This window comes from Streptomyces viridosporus T7A (genome assembly GCF_008704515.1).
Classification (GTDB): Bacteria; Actinomycetota; Actinomycetes; order Streptomycetales; family Streptomycetaceae; genus Streptomyces; species Streptomyces viridosporus.
The window spans coordinates 5,571,790-5,588,040 of sequence record NZ_CP023700.1; the positions used below are offsets into that span (position 1 = coordinate 5,571,790).

At 72.8% G+C, this 16,251-nt stretch carries 14 protein-coding genes; all 14 read left to right on the plus strand.

Annotated features, from left to right (window positions below; all coding sequences use genetic code 11):
• The first annotated feature begins 33 nt into the window (after positions 1–33).
• Positions 34–546: a response regulator gene (locus CP969_RS25890; RefSeq protein ID WP_026084869.1), complete on the plus strand. Its 513-nt coding sequence runs from the start codon at positions 34–36 to the stop codon at positions 544–546.
• A gap of 121 nt (positions 547–667) precedes the next feature.
• Positions 668–1,768, plus strand: coding sequence for an ArgS-related anticodon-binding protein NrtL (nrtL, locus tag CP969_RS25895; RefSeq protein ID WP_016824628.1), 1,101 nt, complete (start codon positions 668–670; stop codon positions 1,766–1,768).
• Between the two features lie 28 nt (positions 1,769–1,796).
• A complete protein-coding gene (gene lysA / locus CP969_RS25900) occupies positions 1,797–3,188 on the plus strand; it encodes a diaminopimelate decarboxylase (protein WP_016824627.1) in 1,392 nt (463 codons plus the stop codon).
• A gap of 176 nt (positions 3,189–3,364) precedes the next feature.
• Complete coding sequence (locus CP969_RS25905; protein ID WP_016824626.1) at positions 3,365–4,657, plus strand: homoserine dehydrogenase; 1,293 nt, start codon at positions 3,365–3,367, stop codon at positions 4,655–4,657.
• A gap of 6 nt (positions 4,658–4,663) precedes the next feature.
• Entirely contained in the window at positions 4,664–5,722 is a 1,059-nt protein-coding gene (gene thrC, locus CP969_RS25910; RefSeq protein ID WP_016824625.1) for a threonine synthase, read from the plus strand.
• A 459-nt stretch (positions 5,723–6,181) separates the two neighbouring features.
• Positions 6,182–7,099, plus strand: a complete 918-nt coding sequence (gene thrB, locus CP969_RS25915; RefSeq protein ID WP_004983345.1) for a homoserine kinase — start codon at positions 6,182–6,184, stop codon at positions 7,097–7,099.
• A 402-nt stretch (positions 7,100–7,501) separates the two neighbouring features.
• On the plus strand, positions 7,502–9,541 hold the full coding sequence (gene rho, locus CP969_RS25920) for a transcription termination factor Rho (protein ID WP_016824624.1): 2,040 nt from the start codon (positions 7,502–7,504) through the stop codon (positions 9,539–9,541).
• Between the two features lie 300 nt (positions 9,542–9,841).
• Positions 9,842–11,122: an LCP family protein gene (locus CP969_RS25925; RefSeq protein ID WP_016824623.1), complete on the plus strand. Its 1,281-nt coding sequence runs from the start codon at positions 9,842–9,844 to the stop codon at positions 11,120–11,122.
• Between the two features lie 8 nt (positions 11,123–11,130).
• Entirely contained in the window at positions 11,131–11,352 is a 222-nt protein-coding gene (gene rpmE / locus CP969_RS25930; RefSeq protein ID WP_004983342.1) for a 50S ribosomal protein L31, read from the plus strand.
• Between the two features lie 106 nt (positions 11,353–11,458).
• The gene (gene prfA / locus CP969_RS25935; RefSeq protein ID WP_004983341.1) at positions 11,459–12,526 is read left to right on the plus strand and encodes a peptide chain release factor 1; all 1,068 of its coding nucleotides are present in this window, start codon (positions 11,459–11,461) and stop codon (positions 12,524–12,526) included.
• A 40-nt stretch (positions 12,527–12,566) separates the two neighbouring features.
• Positions 12,567–13,412 (plus strand): peptide chain release factor N(5)-glutamine methyltransferase, encoded by an 846-nt coding sequence (prmC, locus tag CP969_RS25940; protein WP_004983340.1) that lies wholly within the window; start codon positions 12,567–12,569, stop codon positions 13,410–13,412.
• Positions 13,413–13,463: 51 nt separating this feature from the next.
• Positions 13,464–14,111 carry an L-threonylcarbamoyladenylate synthase gene (locus tag CP969_RS25945; protein ID WP_016824622.1) on the plus strand — a complete coding sequence of 216 codons (648 nt, stop codon included), beginning with the start codon at positions 13,464–13,466 and terminating at the stop codon, positions 14,109–14,111.
• Positions 14,108–14,785 carry an arsenate reductase/protein-tyrosine-phosphatase family protein gene (locus tag CP969_RS25950; protein WP_026084868.1) on the plus strand — a complete coding sequence of 226 codons (678 nt, stop codon included), beginning with the start codon at positions 14,108–14,110 and terminating at the stop codon, positions 14,783–14,785. The genes CP969_RS25945 and CP969_RS25950 overlap by 4 nt, the downstream gene beginning before the upstream one ends.
• A gap of 118 nt (positions 14,786–14,903) precedes the next feature.
• The gene (locus CP969_RS25955) at positions 14,904–16,142 is read left to right on the plus strand and encodes a serine hydroxymethyltransferase (RefSeq protein ID WP_016824621.1); all 1,239 of its coding nucleotides are present in this window, start codon (positions 14,904–14,906) and stop codon (positions 16,140–16,142) included.
• The last annotated feature ends 109 nt before the right edge of the window (positions 16,143–16,251 follow it).

The following is a 16,251-nucleotide window of genomic DNA, read 5'->3' on the forward strand; positions in this document are numbered from 1 at the left end:
CGGAGTGCGGGGGGTCGCCCGTGCGGGGTGGAAGTGGGGAAACGCCGGACGCGGTGGCCGGTGTCGACCTACTCTCGAGTGGTGCCAGGCGCTTCTGGCCGGGTTCTTGTTGTGGACGACAACAAGGTCATCCGGCAGTTGATCAGGGTCAACCTCGAGCTGGAGGGCATCGAGGTCGTGACCGCGGCCGACGGTGCCGAATGTCTGGAAGTCGTCCATCAGGTGCGGCCCGACCTCGTCACCCTCGATGTCGTCATGCCCCGCCTCGACGGGCTCCGTACGGCTGCCCGGCTGCGTGCCGATCCCCGGACCCGGGACCTTCCGCTCGCCATCGTCAGTGCCTGTACGCAGCACGAGGTGGAGAGCGGTGTGGACGCCGGTGTCGACGCCTTCCTCGCCAAGCCCTTCGAGCCCGCCGAGCTGGTCCGGCTGGTGCGGCGGTTGATCCAGGGGCGGGTGGTCGAAGGACGGGGGAGCGAGGGCGAGGACGCCGGGCCGGCCTCGCCGGCCGGGCGTGCCGGTGGGGCCGGGCACGCCGGTGGGTGAGGGCAGGGCTTCGGCCGAGTGAGTGCCGAGTGAGTTCCGTTCACGTGAGTTTCGTCCACATCCCGGAATCACACCCAAACCTGTTCGCTTACCCGCCCCCCTCCTCGCCTACGCTTGACCCGTGACTCCCGTCGAGCTCTCCCGCACCGTGCTGCACGCGGTGCGCCGTGCCGTCGACGAGGGGGAACTGAGGGTGACCGTGCCCGAGCGGGTCGTGGTCGCGCCTCCCCGGCCCGGGGGGTGCGGGGACTACGCCACCAACGTCGCCCTCCGACTCGCCCGCCCGGCCGGAGAGCCGGCCCGGCACGTCGCCGAGATCCTCCGGCCCCATCTGCTGCGCGACGGCCGTATCGCCGAGGTCGTCGTCACCGGGCCCGGGTTCCTCAACATCAGCCTGCGGAGCGCGGCGCCCGTCGCCCTCGTCCAGGAGATCCTGCGGTGCGGTCCGCGGTACGGGCACGGCGACTCCCTGGGTGGGCGGCTCGTCCGGCTGCGGGCTCCCCACGAGGTCCGTGCCGTCGTGCACGCCGACGCCCTGGGCCGCATCCTCCGTTCCCAGGGCGCCGTCGTCCGCACGGGGCACGACCGTCCGCCCGAGGAGGCGTGGAGCACCGTCCTGGGCGTGGACATCCACCTCGACGGCCCCGGGGACGGCCACCCCGACGCCTCTGACGCCACTGACGCCACCGACGTCACTGATGGCACCGACGCCACCGACGTCCGCGTCCGCCCCGTCCCCGCCCCCGCCGATCCGCTCCCCCTCGGCCGGGACGCCGCCCGCTGGGCGCTGCTGCACCCCGCCCCGCACGACCGGCCCCGGATCGGGGCCGAGCACCTGGTCCAGCGGGAGGACAACCCCCTCTTCCGCGTCCGTTACGCCCACGCCCGCACCCGGGCCCTCCTGCGCAACGCCGCCGACCTCGGGTTCGCACCCGAGCCCGGCCCCGTGACCGGCGCCGACGTCCAGCCGCTGCTCCAGGCCCTCGCCGACCACCCCCGCGTCCTCGCGGCGGCCGCCGCCCACCGCGCGCCCGACCGGCTCGCCCGGCACCTCGTCGCCGTCGCCGATGCCACGCCGCCCCTGCTGCCCGCCGTCCTGCCCGTCGGCGAGGAGAAACCCTCGGCCGCCCACCGGGCCCGGCTCGCGCTCGCCGACGCCGCCGGGACGGTGCTGGCCGGCGGCCTGTCCCTGCTCGGCATCGACGCACCCGACCATCTCTGAAGAGCCAGCGAAGAGAGCCACCGAAGACATGAGCCGTTCCGCACACCCCGCCGGGCCCCGTCACGCCGACGTCCTCCCCGAGGGGCACTACTCCGCGCCCCCCGCCGACCTCAACGCCCTCGACCCGAAGGTGTGGGCCCGGACCGTCGGGCGCGACGAGCACGGCGTGCTCACCGTCGGCGGGATCGACGTCAAGCAGCTCGCCGAGGAGTTCGGCACCCCCGCGTACATCCTGGACGAGGCCGACTTCCGGGCCCGGGCGCGCGCCTGGCGCACCGCCTTCGGCAGCGACGCCGACGTGTTCTACGCCGGCAAGGCGTTCCTGTCCCGGGCCGTCGTGCGGTGGCTGCACGAGGAGGGGCTGAACCTCGACGTCTGCTCCGGCGGCGAGCTCGCCACCGCGCTGTCCGCCGGGATGCCCGCCGACCGCATCGCCTTCCACGGCAACAACAAGTCCCCGGCCGAGATCGAGCGCGCCGTCCGCGCCGGTGTCGGGCGGATCGTGCTCGACTCGTTCCAGGAGATCGTGCGCGTCGCCCACATCGCGCAGTCCCTCGGCAAGCGGCAGCGGGTGCAGATCCGCATCACCGTCGGCGTCGAGGCGCACACGCACGAGTTCATCGCCACCGCCCACGAGGACCAGAAGTTCGGCATCCCGCTCGCCGGCGGACAGGCCGCCGAGGCCGTGCGGCGGGCGCTGCAGCTCGACGGCCTCGAGGTCATCGGCATCCACAGCCACATCGGGTCGCAGATCTTCGACATGTCCGGGTTCGAGGTCGCCGCGCACCGGGTCGTGGGACTGCTCCGGGAGATCCGCGACGAGCACGGGATCGAGCTGCCCGAGATCGACCTCGGCGGCGGGCTCGGCATCGCGTACACCAGCGACGACGACCCCCGTGAGCCGCACGAGATCGCCAAGGCGCTGACCGAGATCGTCACCCGGGAGTGCGAGGCCGCCCGGCTCTCCACGCCGCGCATCTCCGTGGAGCCGGGGCGGGCCATCGTCGGCCCGACCGCCTTCACCCTGTACGAGGTGGGGACCGTCAAGCCGCTCGAGGGGCTGCGGACGTACGTGTCCGTCGACGGCGGCATGTCGGACAACATCCGCACCGCGCTGTACGACGCCGAGTACAGCGTCGCCCTCGCCTCCCGCGGCTCCGACGCCGAGCCGATGCTGTGCCGGGTCGTCGGCAAGCACTGCGAGAGCGGTGACATCGTGGTGCGGGACGCCTTCCTGCCGGGGGACCTGGCGCCGGGCGACCTCATCGCCGTACCGGCCACCGGGGCGTACTGCCGGTCGATGGCCAGCAACTACAACCACGTCCTGCGCCCGCCAGTCGTCGCCGTCGACGGCGGTGGGGCGCGGGTGATCGTCCGCCGGGAGACGGAGGAGGACCTGCTCCGTCTCGACGTCGGATGACGGGCTCGCCCGTGGCCGGCCCGCCGGGAGTGCGGGCCGGGGTCCGGGAGGAAGATCTCCTGTCCTCCCGGGCATGGAAATGAAATAGATGTCTCACGATCCGGACAAAGGGCAGAAATTTCCGTCCGGTGAGTGAGACTGGTGCAACCGAGACGGTCATGAGGAAACGAGGTCGGATGATGCGTACGCGTCCGCTGAAGGTGGCGCTGCTGGGCTGTGGAGTGGTCGGCTCAGAGGTGGCGCGCATCATGACGACGCACGCCGACGACCTCGCCGCGCGCATCGGGGCCCCGGTGGAGCTCGCCGGGGTCGCCGTGCGGCGGCCCGACAAGGTGCGCGAGGGCGTTCCCGCGGAGCTCGTCACCACCGACGCCACCGCCCTCGTCAAACGCGGCGACCTCGACATCGTCGTCGAGGTCATCGGCGGGATCGAGCCCGCCCGGACGCTGATCACCACCGCCTTCGAGCACGGCGCCTCCGTCGTCTCCGCGAACAAGGCGCTGCTCGCCCAGGACGGGGCCGCGCTGCACGCCGCCGCCGAGGCGCACGGCAAGGACCTCTACTACGAGGCCGCCGTCGCCGGCGCCATCCCGCTGATCCGGCCGCTGCGCGAGTCGCTCGCCGGTGACAAGGTCAACCGGGTGCTCGGCATCGTCAACGGCACCACCAACTTCATCCTCGACAAGATGGACACCACGGGCGCCGGCTACCAGGAGGCGCTCGACGAGGCCACCGCCCTGGGGTACGCGGAGGCCGACCCGACCGCCGACGTCGAGGGGTTCGACGCCGCCGCCAAGGCCGCCATCCTCGCCGGGATCGCCTTCCACACGCGGGTGCGGCTCGACGACGTCCACCGCGAGGGCATGACCGAGGTCACCGCGGCCGACTTCGCCTCCGCCAAGGAGATGGGCTGCACCATCAAGCTGCTCGCCATCTGCGAGCGGGCCGAGGACGGGGCGTCGGTCACCGCGCGGGTGCATCCGGCGATGATCCCGCTCAGCCATCCGCTGGCCTCGGTGCGCGGGGCGTACAACGCCGTGTTCGTCGAGTCGGACGCCGCCGGCCAGCTGATGTTCTACGGGCCGGGCGCGGGCGGCGCGCCGACCGCCTCCGCCGTGCTCGGCGACCTGGTCGCCGTGGGCCGCAACCGGATCGGCGGGACGACCGGACCGGGCGAGTCCGCGTATGCCGCGCTGCCCGTCTCGCCGATGGGCGAGGTCGTCACGCGCTACCACATCAGCCTCGACGTGGCCGACAAACCGGGTGTTCTCGCCCAGGTCGCGACCGTGTTCGCGGAGCACGGCGTATCGATCGACACGGTGCGCCAGCAGGGCAAGGACGGGGAGGCATCCCTCGTCGTCGTCACCCACCGTGCGTCCGACGCGGCCCTCGGCGGGACCGTCGAGGCGCTGCGCAAGCTCGACACCGTGCGCGGTGTCGCCAGCATCATGCGGGTTGAAGGAGAGTAACCAGCAATGACCCACCAGTGGCGCGGAATCATCGAGGAGTACCGGGACCGGCTGCCGGTATCGGACACCACGCCGGTCGTGACGCTCCGCGAGGGCGGTACGCCGCTCGTGCCCGCGCAGGTGCTCTCCGAGCGCACGGGCTGCGAGGTCCACCTCAAGGTCGAGGGCGCGAACCCGACCGGGTCCTTCAAGGACCGGGGCATGACCATGGCCATCTCCAAGGCCAAGGAGGAGGGGGCGAAGGCCGTCATCTGCGCCTCCACCGGCAACACCTCCGCCTCCGCCGCCGCGTACGGGGTGCGCGCCGGGATGGTGTCCGCCGTGCTCGTGCCGCAGGGCAAGATCGCGCTCGGCAAGATGGGCCAGGCGCTGGTCCACGGGGCGAAGATCCTCCAGGTCGACGGCAACTTCGACGACTGCCTCACGCTCGCCCGCGCCCTGAGCGACAACTACCCCGTGGCGCTGGTCAATTCGGTCAATCCGGTGCGCATCGAGGGGCAGAAGACCGCCGCCTTCGAGATCGTGGACATGCTGGGCGACGCGCCCGACATCCATGTGCTGCCGGTGGGCAACGCGGGCAACATCACGGCCTATTGGAAGGGCTACCGCGAGTACGCCGCCGACGGCGTCTCCACCAAGGCCCCCCGCATGTGGGGCTTCCAGGCCTCCGGCAGCGCCCCGATCGTGCGCGGCGAGGTGGTCAAGGACCCGTCGACCATCGCCACCGCCATCCGCATCGGCAACCCCGCCTCCTGGCAGCACGCGCTGGCCGCGCGGGACGAATCCGGCGGTCTCATCGACGAGGTGACGGACCGTGAGATCCTGCGCGCCTACCGGCTGTTGGCCTCGCAGGAGGGCGTCTTCGTCGAGCCCGCGTCCGCCGCGTCGGTCGCCGGTCTGCTGAAGGCCGCCGAGCAGGGCAAGGTCGTCCCGGGGCAGCGGATCGTGTGCACCGTCACGGGCAACGGCCTGAAGGACCCGGACTGGGCCGTCGCCGGCGCCCCGCAGCCGGTCACCGTCCCCGTCGACGCCGCGACCGCCGCGGAGCGCCTCGGCCTCGTCTGATCCGGCCGTCCGGGCCGCCGCCGGGATCCCCGCCCCGGCCCGGACGCCGCCGAGCGGCCCGGACCGGGTCGAACGGCGCGCTCCGGTGGCACCGGGGCGGCACGGGACGACACGGTCCGGCAGGACGGGCGTAAGAAGGCGCTCACCTGGGGAAGTTCCTGGGAGGGGGTGCACAGGGGGCTTACGACACGCATCGTGCGCCTCCTGTGCGCCCTATGTCGCCACAGAACCTACCTTCGATAGGCTGTACTGAACCCGCCCGCCGCATATGCCGCGGTCTCGCGTCGTCCCGTGGTCCGGACAGTGGCCCGGAACGGCCCGGAAAGCGGCCGACCAGCCCGGTCGGCGGCGGGCCCAGGGGTTGACCCAGGGGTTTTCGTACGCCGTCGAAGGTCCCGCCCTCGAATGTCCATCGAACGTCATTCGACAGTCACGTAGCTCAAGGAGAGTCTTCGAGCGATGGCCGGTCCCGCGTTCCGCGCCGCCGCCGTCCGGGTGCGCGTCCCCGCCACCAGCGCCAACCTCGGCCCGGGCTTCGACGCCCTCGGCCTCGCGCTGGGCCTGTACGACGACGTGGTCGTCCGGGTGGCCGACTCCGGGCTGCACATCGACATCGCCGGCGAGGGCAGCGAGACCCTCCCGCGCGACGAGAGGCATCTGCTCGTACGCTCCCTGCGCACCGCCTTCGACCTGCTCGGCGGGCAGCCGCGCGGCCTGGAGATCGTCTGCGCCAACCGCATCCCGCACGGCCGGGGCCTGGGTTCCTCCTCGGCCGCCATCTGCGCCGGGATCGTCGCCGCCCGCGCCGTGACGATAGGCGCCGAGGCCAAGCTCGACGACACCGCGCTGCTGGAGCTCGCCACCGAGATCGAGGGTCACCCCGACAACGTCGCGGCCTGCCTGCTAGGCGGTTTCACCCTGTCCTGGATGGAGGGCGGCGCCGCCCGGGCGATCAGGATGGACCCCGCCGATTCCATCGTTCCGGTGGTTTTCGTCCCCGGTAAGCCGGTCCTCACCGAGACCGCGCGCGGCCTGCTGCCGCGCACCGTGCCGCACGTCGACGCCGCCGCCAACGCGGGCCGTGCCGCCCTGCTCGTCGAGGCCCTCACCCGGCGCCCCGAGCTGCTGCTGCCCGCCACCGAGGACCGCCTGCACCAGGAGTACCGCGCCCCGGCCATGCCCGAGAGCGCGGCCCTCGTGGAGCGGCTGCGCGGGGACGGCATCCCCGCGGTGATCTCCGGCGCCGGACCCACGGTCATGGCGCTGGCCGACGCGGACACCGCCGACAAGGTCGAAGCGCTGGCCGGCACCGACTGGGCCGCCAACCGGCTCGCTCTCGACGTGCGGGGCGCGAGCGTGCTTCCGCTCGCCACCTGACACCCGGTTGCCGGATTTGGAGAGGGGGAATGTTTGTTGGATCCGGTAGTGTTAACCTCAAGTCTGCACCCGACCCCACCATGGCGAGGTGCCTCGTGTCCCCGTCCGGGACAGACATTCTTCCGGGAGCTCCCCAAGTCGCACTGTGTTCTCTGCCTCGTACACGAGCGGTACGTCGTACGCGGACACTGAGCGGCCCGTGGGGCACGCTCCGGAACCGGTGCGACCACGCCACGTGACACTGGGTGCCACGGCTCGAGGAAGCGCCATCACCAGATATCTCTTCCGCCGCTCAGGCGGACAACCGCCCCGGCACGGTCCACACAGCAAGGACCGAAGCCGGACAGCACAACCGGTCGCCGAGCCAGACAGGCCGACGTCCGCTCCAGGGAAGGACCCTTCGTGAGCGACACCACCGATCTGATGGGCGCACGTGTCGAGGAGACCGCTGCCGCGCCCGCCACGGACGCTTCCGCGCCTGCCACCGGTGCCGGCTCCCGGCGGCGCCGCGGTACCGGCCTCGAGGGCATGGTGCTGGCCGAGCTGCAACAGGTCGCGTCCGGCCTCGGTATCAGGGGCACCGCGCGCATGCGCAAGAGCCAGCTGATCGAGGTCATCAAGGAGGCGCAGGCCGCCTCGGGCGCCGCCGCCCCGGCCCAGGCCGAGCCCGCCCCCGAGACCAAGCCCAAGCGCCGCGCCACCTCCCGGACCCGTACGGGCGAGGCCGCCGAGAAGAAGGCGGACGCCAAGGACGAGCAGGCTCCCGCCGAGAAGGCCGCGGCCCAGCAGCAGATCGAGATCCCGGGCCAGCCCTCCCCGAAGGCCTCCGCCCCGGCCGAGCAGGCCCCCGCCGAGGAGGCCGCCCCCGCCGAGCGCCGCCGCCGTCGCGCCACCGCCGAGGCCGGTGCCCCGGCCGCCGCGTCCGAGACGGTCACCGCCGAGGCGAAGGCCGAGCCCCAGGCCGAGACCCCGGCCCAGGCGCAGCAGCAGCCGCAGCAGGGCGATGCCAGGTCCGACCACGAGGGCGGCGAGGGCCGCCGCCGGGACCGCCGTGAGCGCGGCCGCGAGCGTGACCGCGGCGACCGCGGTGACCGTGGCGGGGACCGTCGCGGCAAGGGCGACGACCAGCAGCAGAACCAGGGCGGCCAGAGCCGTCAGCAGAACCAGCAGCAGGGCGGCGGCCGCCAGGACGACGGCTACGACGACGACGGCAGCGGCCGGCGCGGCCGGCGCGGGCGCTACCGCGACCGCCGTGGCCGCCGTGGCCGCGACGACGTGCAGGAGCCGCAGATCACCGAGGACGACGTCCTGATCCCGGTCGCGGGCATCCTGGACATCCTCGACAACTACGCCTTCATCCGCACCTCCGGCTACCTGCCGGGCCCGAACGACGTGTACGTCTCCCTCGCCCAGGTCCGCAAGAACGGCCTGCGCAAGGGCGACCACATCACCGGCGCGGTCCGCCAGCCCAAGGAGGGCGAGCGGCGCGAGAAGTTCAACGCGCTCGTCCGGCTCGACTCCGTCAACGGCATGGCGCCCGAACACGGCCGCGGCCGCCCGGAGTTCAACAAGCTCACCCCGCTGTACCCGCAGGACCGCCTCCGTCTGGAGACGGACCCGGGCGTGCTGACCACCCGGATCATCGACCTCGTGTCGCCGATCGGCAAGGGCCAGCGCGGTCTGATCGTGGCCCCGCCGAAGACCGGCAAGACCATGATCATGCAGGCGATCGCCAACGCGATCACCCACAACAACCCCGAGTGCCACCTGATGGTCGTCCTCGTCGACGAGCGTCCAGAAGAGGTCACCGACATGCAGCGGTCGGTCAAGGGCGAGGTCATCTCCTCGACCTTCGACCGTCCGGCCGAGGACCACACCACGGTCGCCGAGCTCGCCATCGAGCGCGCCAAGCGCCTGGTGGAGCTGGGTCACGACGTCGTCGTGCTGCTCGACTCGATCACGCGTCTGGGGCGTGCGTACAACCTCGCCGCCCCGGCCTCCGGCCGCATCCTGTCCGGTGGTGTCGACTCGACCGCCCTGTACCCGCCGAAGCGCTTCTTCGGTGCGGCCCGCAACATCGAGGACGGCGGCTCGCTGACCATCCTCGCCACCGCCCTGGTGGACACCGGGTCCCGCATGGACGAGGTGATCTTCGAGGAGTTCAAGGGCACCGGCAACATGGAGCTCAAGCTCGACCGGAAGCTCGCCGACAAGCGGATCTTCCCCGCGGTGGACGTCGACGCGTCCGGCACGCGCAAGGAGGAGATCCTGCTCGGTGCCGAGGAGCTGGGCATCGTCTGGAAGCTGCGCCGGGTGCTGCACGCGCTCGACCAGCAGCAGGCGATCGAGCTGCTCCTCGACAAGATGAAGCAGACCAAGTCGAACGTCGAGTTCCTGATGCAGATCCAGAAGACGACGCCGACGCCGGGCAACGGCGACTGACGTCCCCCTTCCGCAAGGGCCGCCCGAAGGCGGCCCGAGGGCCGCTTCCGTCACGGAAGCGGCCCTTCGCGCGTTCTCCGGCACCCCGGCGGGACCCTCGCCCCACGGATCCCGCCGGCGCCGCTTCCGGGCCGTGCGGCCGATGAGGCCGGGCCCGGGGCACCGTGCGGTCCCGTGCCGCGTTTTCCCGTCCCGCCGGACGGCGGGACGATGGAGCCGTACGGGAAGCGAACCGGCCGGGTCCGGCACCGGCGCAGCGGGGCCGGCGGCCGGACGGGAGCTGGGGGAGCTGGGGGTCACATGGCTGCCGAGAGCACACCGGACCCCGGTGCACCGGGAGGACCCGGCGCGGCGGGTCCGCGGCACCGGACCGAGGGGCGCCGCCGCAGGCGGCGCGGGAAGCGGCGCACGGGCACGAGGATCGCGGCCTGGGCCGCCGCGGGCCTCCTCGTCCTGGGCGGCGCCGGCGCCGGGTACCTGTACCTCAGGCTCGACGGCAACATCGACAGCGTCGACATCGACCGGGCCCTCGGCACCGACCGGCCCGAGAAGACCGGCAACGGCTCCGAGAACATCCTGGTCCTCGGCTCCGACACCCGCTCCGGCGGCAACGGGGAGCTCGGCGGCGGCACCGACGACGGCACCGCCCGCTCCGACACCGCGATGATCGTGCACGTCCACGGGGGCCGCGAGGCGGCCAGTGTGGTCTCCCTCCCGCGCGACACCCTCGTCGACCGCCCCGAGTGCACCGACACCGAGGGCGGCACCCACCCCGCCGCGACCGGTGTGATGCTCAACTCCGCCTACTCCACGGGCGGGGCCGCCTGCGCGGTGAAGACCGTCGAGTCGATCACCGGCCTGCGCATGGACCACTACCTGGAGATCGACTTCGCCGGCTTCCGGAAGCTCGTCGACGAACTCGGCGGCGTCGAGATCACCACCACCGAGGACATCGAGGACCCCGAGAGCCACCTCGACCTGAAGGCCGGCACCCACCGGCTGGACGGCGAGCAGGCCCTCGGCCTGGTGCGCACCCGGCACGGCGTCGGCGACGGCTCCGACCTCGGCCGCATCCGGCTCCAGCAGGCCTTCCTCAAGGCGCTGGTGCGGCAGGCCGAGGAGACCGGCGTCCTCACCGGCCCCAAGAAGCTGTACGACCTCGCCGAGACCGCCACCAAGGCCGTCACCACCGACTCCGGCCTCGGCTCGGTGAACTCCCTGATGTCCTTCCTGAACGGCCTGAAGGGCATCAGCCCCGCACGGATGCGGATGGTGACCATGCCGGTGCGGTACGACCCGGCCGCCCCCGGCCGGGTCCTGCTCGACGAGGACAGGGCCCGGCTGGTCCGGGACGCGCTGAGGAACGACGAGCCGATCCCCGAGGCCGCCGGCGGGGGTGCCGGCGCCGAGGGGACCGGGGACGCGCCGGGCACCTCGCGGACCGGCGCCCCACCGACGGGAATAGATCGCCCCCACCCCCGGTTTGGGGGGAAGGCGCCAGTCCTGGCAGACTGGTACGTCGGCTCCGGTTCACGCCTGTCGCATCCCGCGGCGGCGACCCGGCGCCCTCCCGGAATCTAGGAGACACCTTGAAGCGCGACATCCACCCCGAGTACGTCGAGACGCAGGTCAGCTGCACCTGTGGCGCGTCGTTCACCACCCGCAGCACGATCCCCGCCGGCACCATCCGCGCCGAGGTCTGCTCCGAGTGCCACCCGTTCTACACGGGCAAGCAGAAGATCCTCGACACCGGTGGCCGTGTGGCCCGCTTCGAGGCCCGCTTCGGCAAGGCCGCCGGCTCCAAGAAGTAGCGCGCCCCCATTCGCCGGTCCGCGGCAGTGCCCCCACCGAGGGGGCGCGCCGGGACCGGCGTTTTTGGTCGCCCGCCCTTCACCCCCGTACCAGCAGGAGCCCAAGATGTTCGAGGCCGTCGAGGAACTCGTCGCCGAACACGCCGACCTGGAGAAGAAGCTCGCCGACCCGTCGGTCCACTCCGACCAGGCAAACGCGCGCAGGCTGAACAAGCGTTACGCCGAGCTCACCCCGATCGTCGCCACGTACCGCTCCTGGAGGCAGACGGGCGACGACATCGAGACCGCGCGCGAACTGGCCGCCGACGACCCGGACTTCGCCGCCGAGGTCAGGGAGCTGGAGCAGCAGCGGGAGGAACTCACCGAGAAGCTGCGCCTGCTGCTGGTCCCGCGCGACCCCAGCGACGACAAGGACGTCATCCTCGAGATCAAGGCGGGCGCGGGCGGCGACGAGTCCGCCCTGTTCGCCGGCGACCTGCTGCGCATGTACCTGCGCTACGCCGAGCGCGTCGGCTGGAAGACCGAGATCATCGACGCCACCGAGTCCGAGCTGGGCGGCTACAAGGACGTCCAGGTCGCCGTGAAGGCCCGCGGCCAGGTCGAGCCCGGCCAGGGCGTGTGGGCGCGGCTGAAGTACGAGGGCGGCGTGCACCGCGTGCAGCGGGTGCCGGCCACCGAGTCCCAGGGCCGCATCCACACCTCCGCGGCGGGCGTCCTGGTGACCCCCGAGGCGGAGGAGGTCGACGTCGAGATCAACCCCAACGACCTGCGCATCGACGTCTACCGGTCCTCCGGACCCGGCGGCCAGTCCGTCAACACCACCGACTCCGCCGTGCGCATCACGCACCTGCCGACCGGAGTCGTCGCCTCCTGCCAGAACGAGAAGAGCCAGCTGCAGAACAAGGAGCAGGCACTGCGTATCCTGCGCTCCAGGCTGCTCGCCATGGCGCAGGAGGAGGCGGAGAGGGAGGCCGCCGACGCCCGCCGCAGCCAGGTCCGCACCGTCGACCGCTCCGAGAAGATCCGCACCTACAACTTCCCGGAGAACCGCATCTCGGACCACCGCGTCGGCTTCAAGGCGTACAACCTGGACCAGGTCCTGGACGGCGACCTCGGCGCGGTGATCCAGGCCTGCGTCGACGCGGACTCGGCCGCCAAGCTCGCCGCCGCGTAAGGCACGAGGCACGTAGTACGAGTACTTCCGGAGGCATCGCGTGAACCTGCTGCTCGCCGAGGTGGCCCAGGCCACCCAGCGGCTCGCCGACGCCGGCGTGCCCTCGCCGCGCACCGACGCGGAGGAGCTCGCCGCGTTCGTGCACGGCGTCAAGCGCGGCGAGCTGCACACCGTGAAGGACTCCGACTTCGACGCCCGGTACTGGGAGGTCATCGCCCGCCGCGAGGCCCGCGAGCCGCTCCAGCACATCACCGGGCGCGCCTACTTCCGCTACCTGGAACTCCAGGTCGGCCCCGGGGTGTTCGTCCCGCGCCCCGAGACCGAGTCGGTGGTCGAGTGGGCCATAGACGCGGTCCGCGCCATGGACGTCGTCGAGCCCCGCATCGTCGACCTGTGCACCGGCTCCGGCGCGATCGCCCTCGCCCTCGCCCAGGAGGTGCCGCGGTCCCGCGTACACGCCGTGGAGCTGTCCGAGGACGCCCTCGTGTGGACCCGCAGGAACATGGACGGCTCCCGCGTCGAACTGCGCCAGGGGAACGCCCTGACGGCCTTCCCGGACCTCGACGGCCAGGTCGACCTGGTCATCTCCAACCCGCCGTACATCCCGCTCACCGAGTGGGAGTACGTCGCCCCGGAGGCCCGGGACTACGACCCGCAGCTGGCCCTGTTCTCCGGCGAGGACGGCCTCGACCTCATCCGCGGCCTGGAGCGCACCGCGCACCGGCTGCTGCGCCCCGGCGGGGTGGTCGTCGTCGAGCACGCCGACACCCAGGGCGGCCAGGTGCCGTGGATCTTCGCCGAGGACCGCGGCTGGACCGACGCCGCCGACCACCCCGACCTGAACAACCGCCCCCGGTTCGCCACCGCCCGCAAGGCACTGCCGTGAGCGTCCGGCACACCCCATCCCCCCAGCAGCACGTACGAGGAGGCCCGCCAGATGGCTCGGCGATACGACACCAACGACGCCACCGACCGCACGACCGGGCTGCGTGAGGCCGCGTCCGCCGTCCGCCGCGGCGAGCTCGTGGTGCTGCCGACGGACACGGTGTACGGCATCGGCGCCGACGCGTTCACCCCGGACGCCGTCGCCGACCTGCTGGCGGCCAAGGGCCGGGGCCGCACCATGCCCACGCCCGTCCTCATCGGCTCCCCGAACACCCTGCACGGCCTGGTCACGGACTTCTCCGAGATGGCCTGGGAACTGGTCGACGCGTTCTGGCCGGGCGCGCTGACCCTGGTCGCCAGGCACCAGCCGTCCCTCCAGTGGGACCTCGGCGACACCCGCGGCACGGTGGCCGTGCGGATGCCGCTGCACCCGGTCGCCATCGAACTGCTCACCGATGTCGGCCCCATGGCCGTCTCCTCCGCCAACCTCACCGGCCACCCGGCGCCGGAGAACTGCGACGCCGCGCAGGAGATGCTCGGCGACTCCGTCTCCGTGTACCTCGACGGCGGTCCGACGCCCGGCAACGTCCCCTCCTCGATCGTCGACGTCACACGGCCGGTGCCGGTGCTGCTGCGCGAGGGTGCGATCTCGCCGGAGGAGCTGCGCAAGGTGGTACCCGACCTCGAGGTGGCGAATTGACGGCCCCCGAGTCGGGGCGTGGCATAGGCGGCGGGGAAACCGCCGCGGAAGTGACGACGACCTTCGGATTCCCGCGCGACACCTTCCGCATCCTCCACGTCAGTACCGGAAACGTGTGCCGTTCGCCCATCACCGAGCGGCTGACCCGGCATTTCGTGAGCCAGCGGCTGGGCGTCCTGGGCGGCGGACTGATCGTGGAGAGCGCGGGCACCTGGGGGCACGAGGGCGCGCCGATGGAGACGCACGCGGAGACCGTGCTGGCCGAGTTCGGCGCGGACGCCTCCGGCTTCACGGGCCGCGAACTCCTGGACGAGCACGTGATCCGCGCCGACCTGGTGCTGACCGCCACCCGGGACCACCGCGCCCAGGTCATCTCCATGGGCCACTCGGCGGGCCTGCGCACCTTCACGCTGAAGGAGTTCACCCGCCTGGTGAACGCGATCGACCCGGCGACCCTGCCCCCGCTGGACGACGGCCTGGTCATGCGCGCCCGCGCCCTGGTCCGTGCGGCCGCCGCGCTGCGCGGATGGCTCCTGGCCCCGACGGTCGACGCGGACGAGGTCCACGACCCGTACGGGGCGCCGCTGACCTTCTTCCGCTCCATCGGCGACGAGATACACCAGGCCCTGGACCCGGTGGTCACGGCCCTGACGGGCGTACCGACACGGGCGTGAGGCCGGGCGCGCCCGCGGGGGGCCGGCGCGCGGCCACGACAGGACGAGGCAACCGCGCGCTCCTCGGGCGCCCGGCCTACATTGGTCGTACGTCAGCGTCGACGTCCGGGAGCCTCCCATGACGGTCACCCATGCCCTCGAGACCGATGTCCTGCGCCGCCAGGACCCCGAGCTCGCCGACGTCCTGCTCGCCGAGCGCGAGCGGCAGGCGACCACGCTCCAGCTGATCGCCGCGGAGAACTTCACCTCGCCCGCCGTGCTGGCCGCCCTCGGCTCGACGCTGGCCAACAAGTACGCCGAGGGGTACCCGGGCGCCCGGCACCACGGGGGCTGCGAGATCGCCGACGTCGCCGAACGCCTCGCCGTGGAGCGCGCCAAGGAGCTGTTCGGCGCCGAGCACGCCAACGTCCAGGCGCACTCCGGTTCCTCGGCCGTGCTGGCCGCCTACGCCGCCCTGCTGCGCCCCGGCGACACCGTCCTCGCCCTCGCCCTGCCCCACGGCGGCCACCTCACCCACGGTTCGCCCGTGAACTTCTCCGGCCGCTGGTTCGACTTCGTCGGCTACGGCGTGGACGCGGAGAGCGGGCTCCTCGACCACGACCAGGTGCGCGCCCTCGCCCGCGCGCACCGCCCCAAGGCGATCGTCTGCGGCTCCATCGCCTACCCCCGCCACTTCGACTACGCGTTCTTCCGCGAGGTCGCCGACGAGGTGGGCGCGTATCTGATCGCCGACGCCGCGCACCCCATCGGACTCGTCGCCGGGGGAGCGGCGCCCAGCCCGGTGCCGTACGCCGACATCGTCTGCGCCACCACGCACAAGGTGCTGCGCGGACCGCGCGGCGGAATGATCCTGTGCGGCGCGGAGCTGGCCGGACGGGTGGACCGGGCCGTCTTCCCCTTCACGCAGGGCGGGGCCCAGATGCACACCATCGCCGCCAAGGCGGTCGCGTTCGGGGAGGCGGCGACGGAGGCGTTCGCCGCGTACGCGCACCGGGTGGTCGCCAACGCGCGGGCACTGGCCGCCGCGCTGGCCGCCGAGGGGCTGGCCGTCGTCACCGGCGGCACGGACACCCACCTGATCACCGCCGACCCGGCCCCCCTCGGCGTGGACGGACGCACCGCGCGCGGCCGGCTCGCGGCGGCCGGGATGGTCCTGGACTGCTGCGCCCTGCCGCACACCGACGCCCGCGGCCTGCGCCTGGGCACGGCGGCGGTGACCACGCAGGGCATGGGGGAGCGGGAGATGCCGGTCGTTGCCGGGCTGATGGCGGGCGTCCTCAGGGGCCGGGCCGAGCCCGCGCGGGTCCGGGAGGACGTACGGGAACTGACCGCGGCCTTCCCGCCGTACCCGCGCTGAGCGCCGCCGGCGCGGGTAGGCGCACACGGGTGCACGGCCACGCGTGCAACCATCGTCGCTACCCGGAAGTCCTCACCCGTATGCGTGCCTCGCTAGGGTGTGGGGCTGT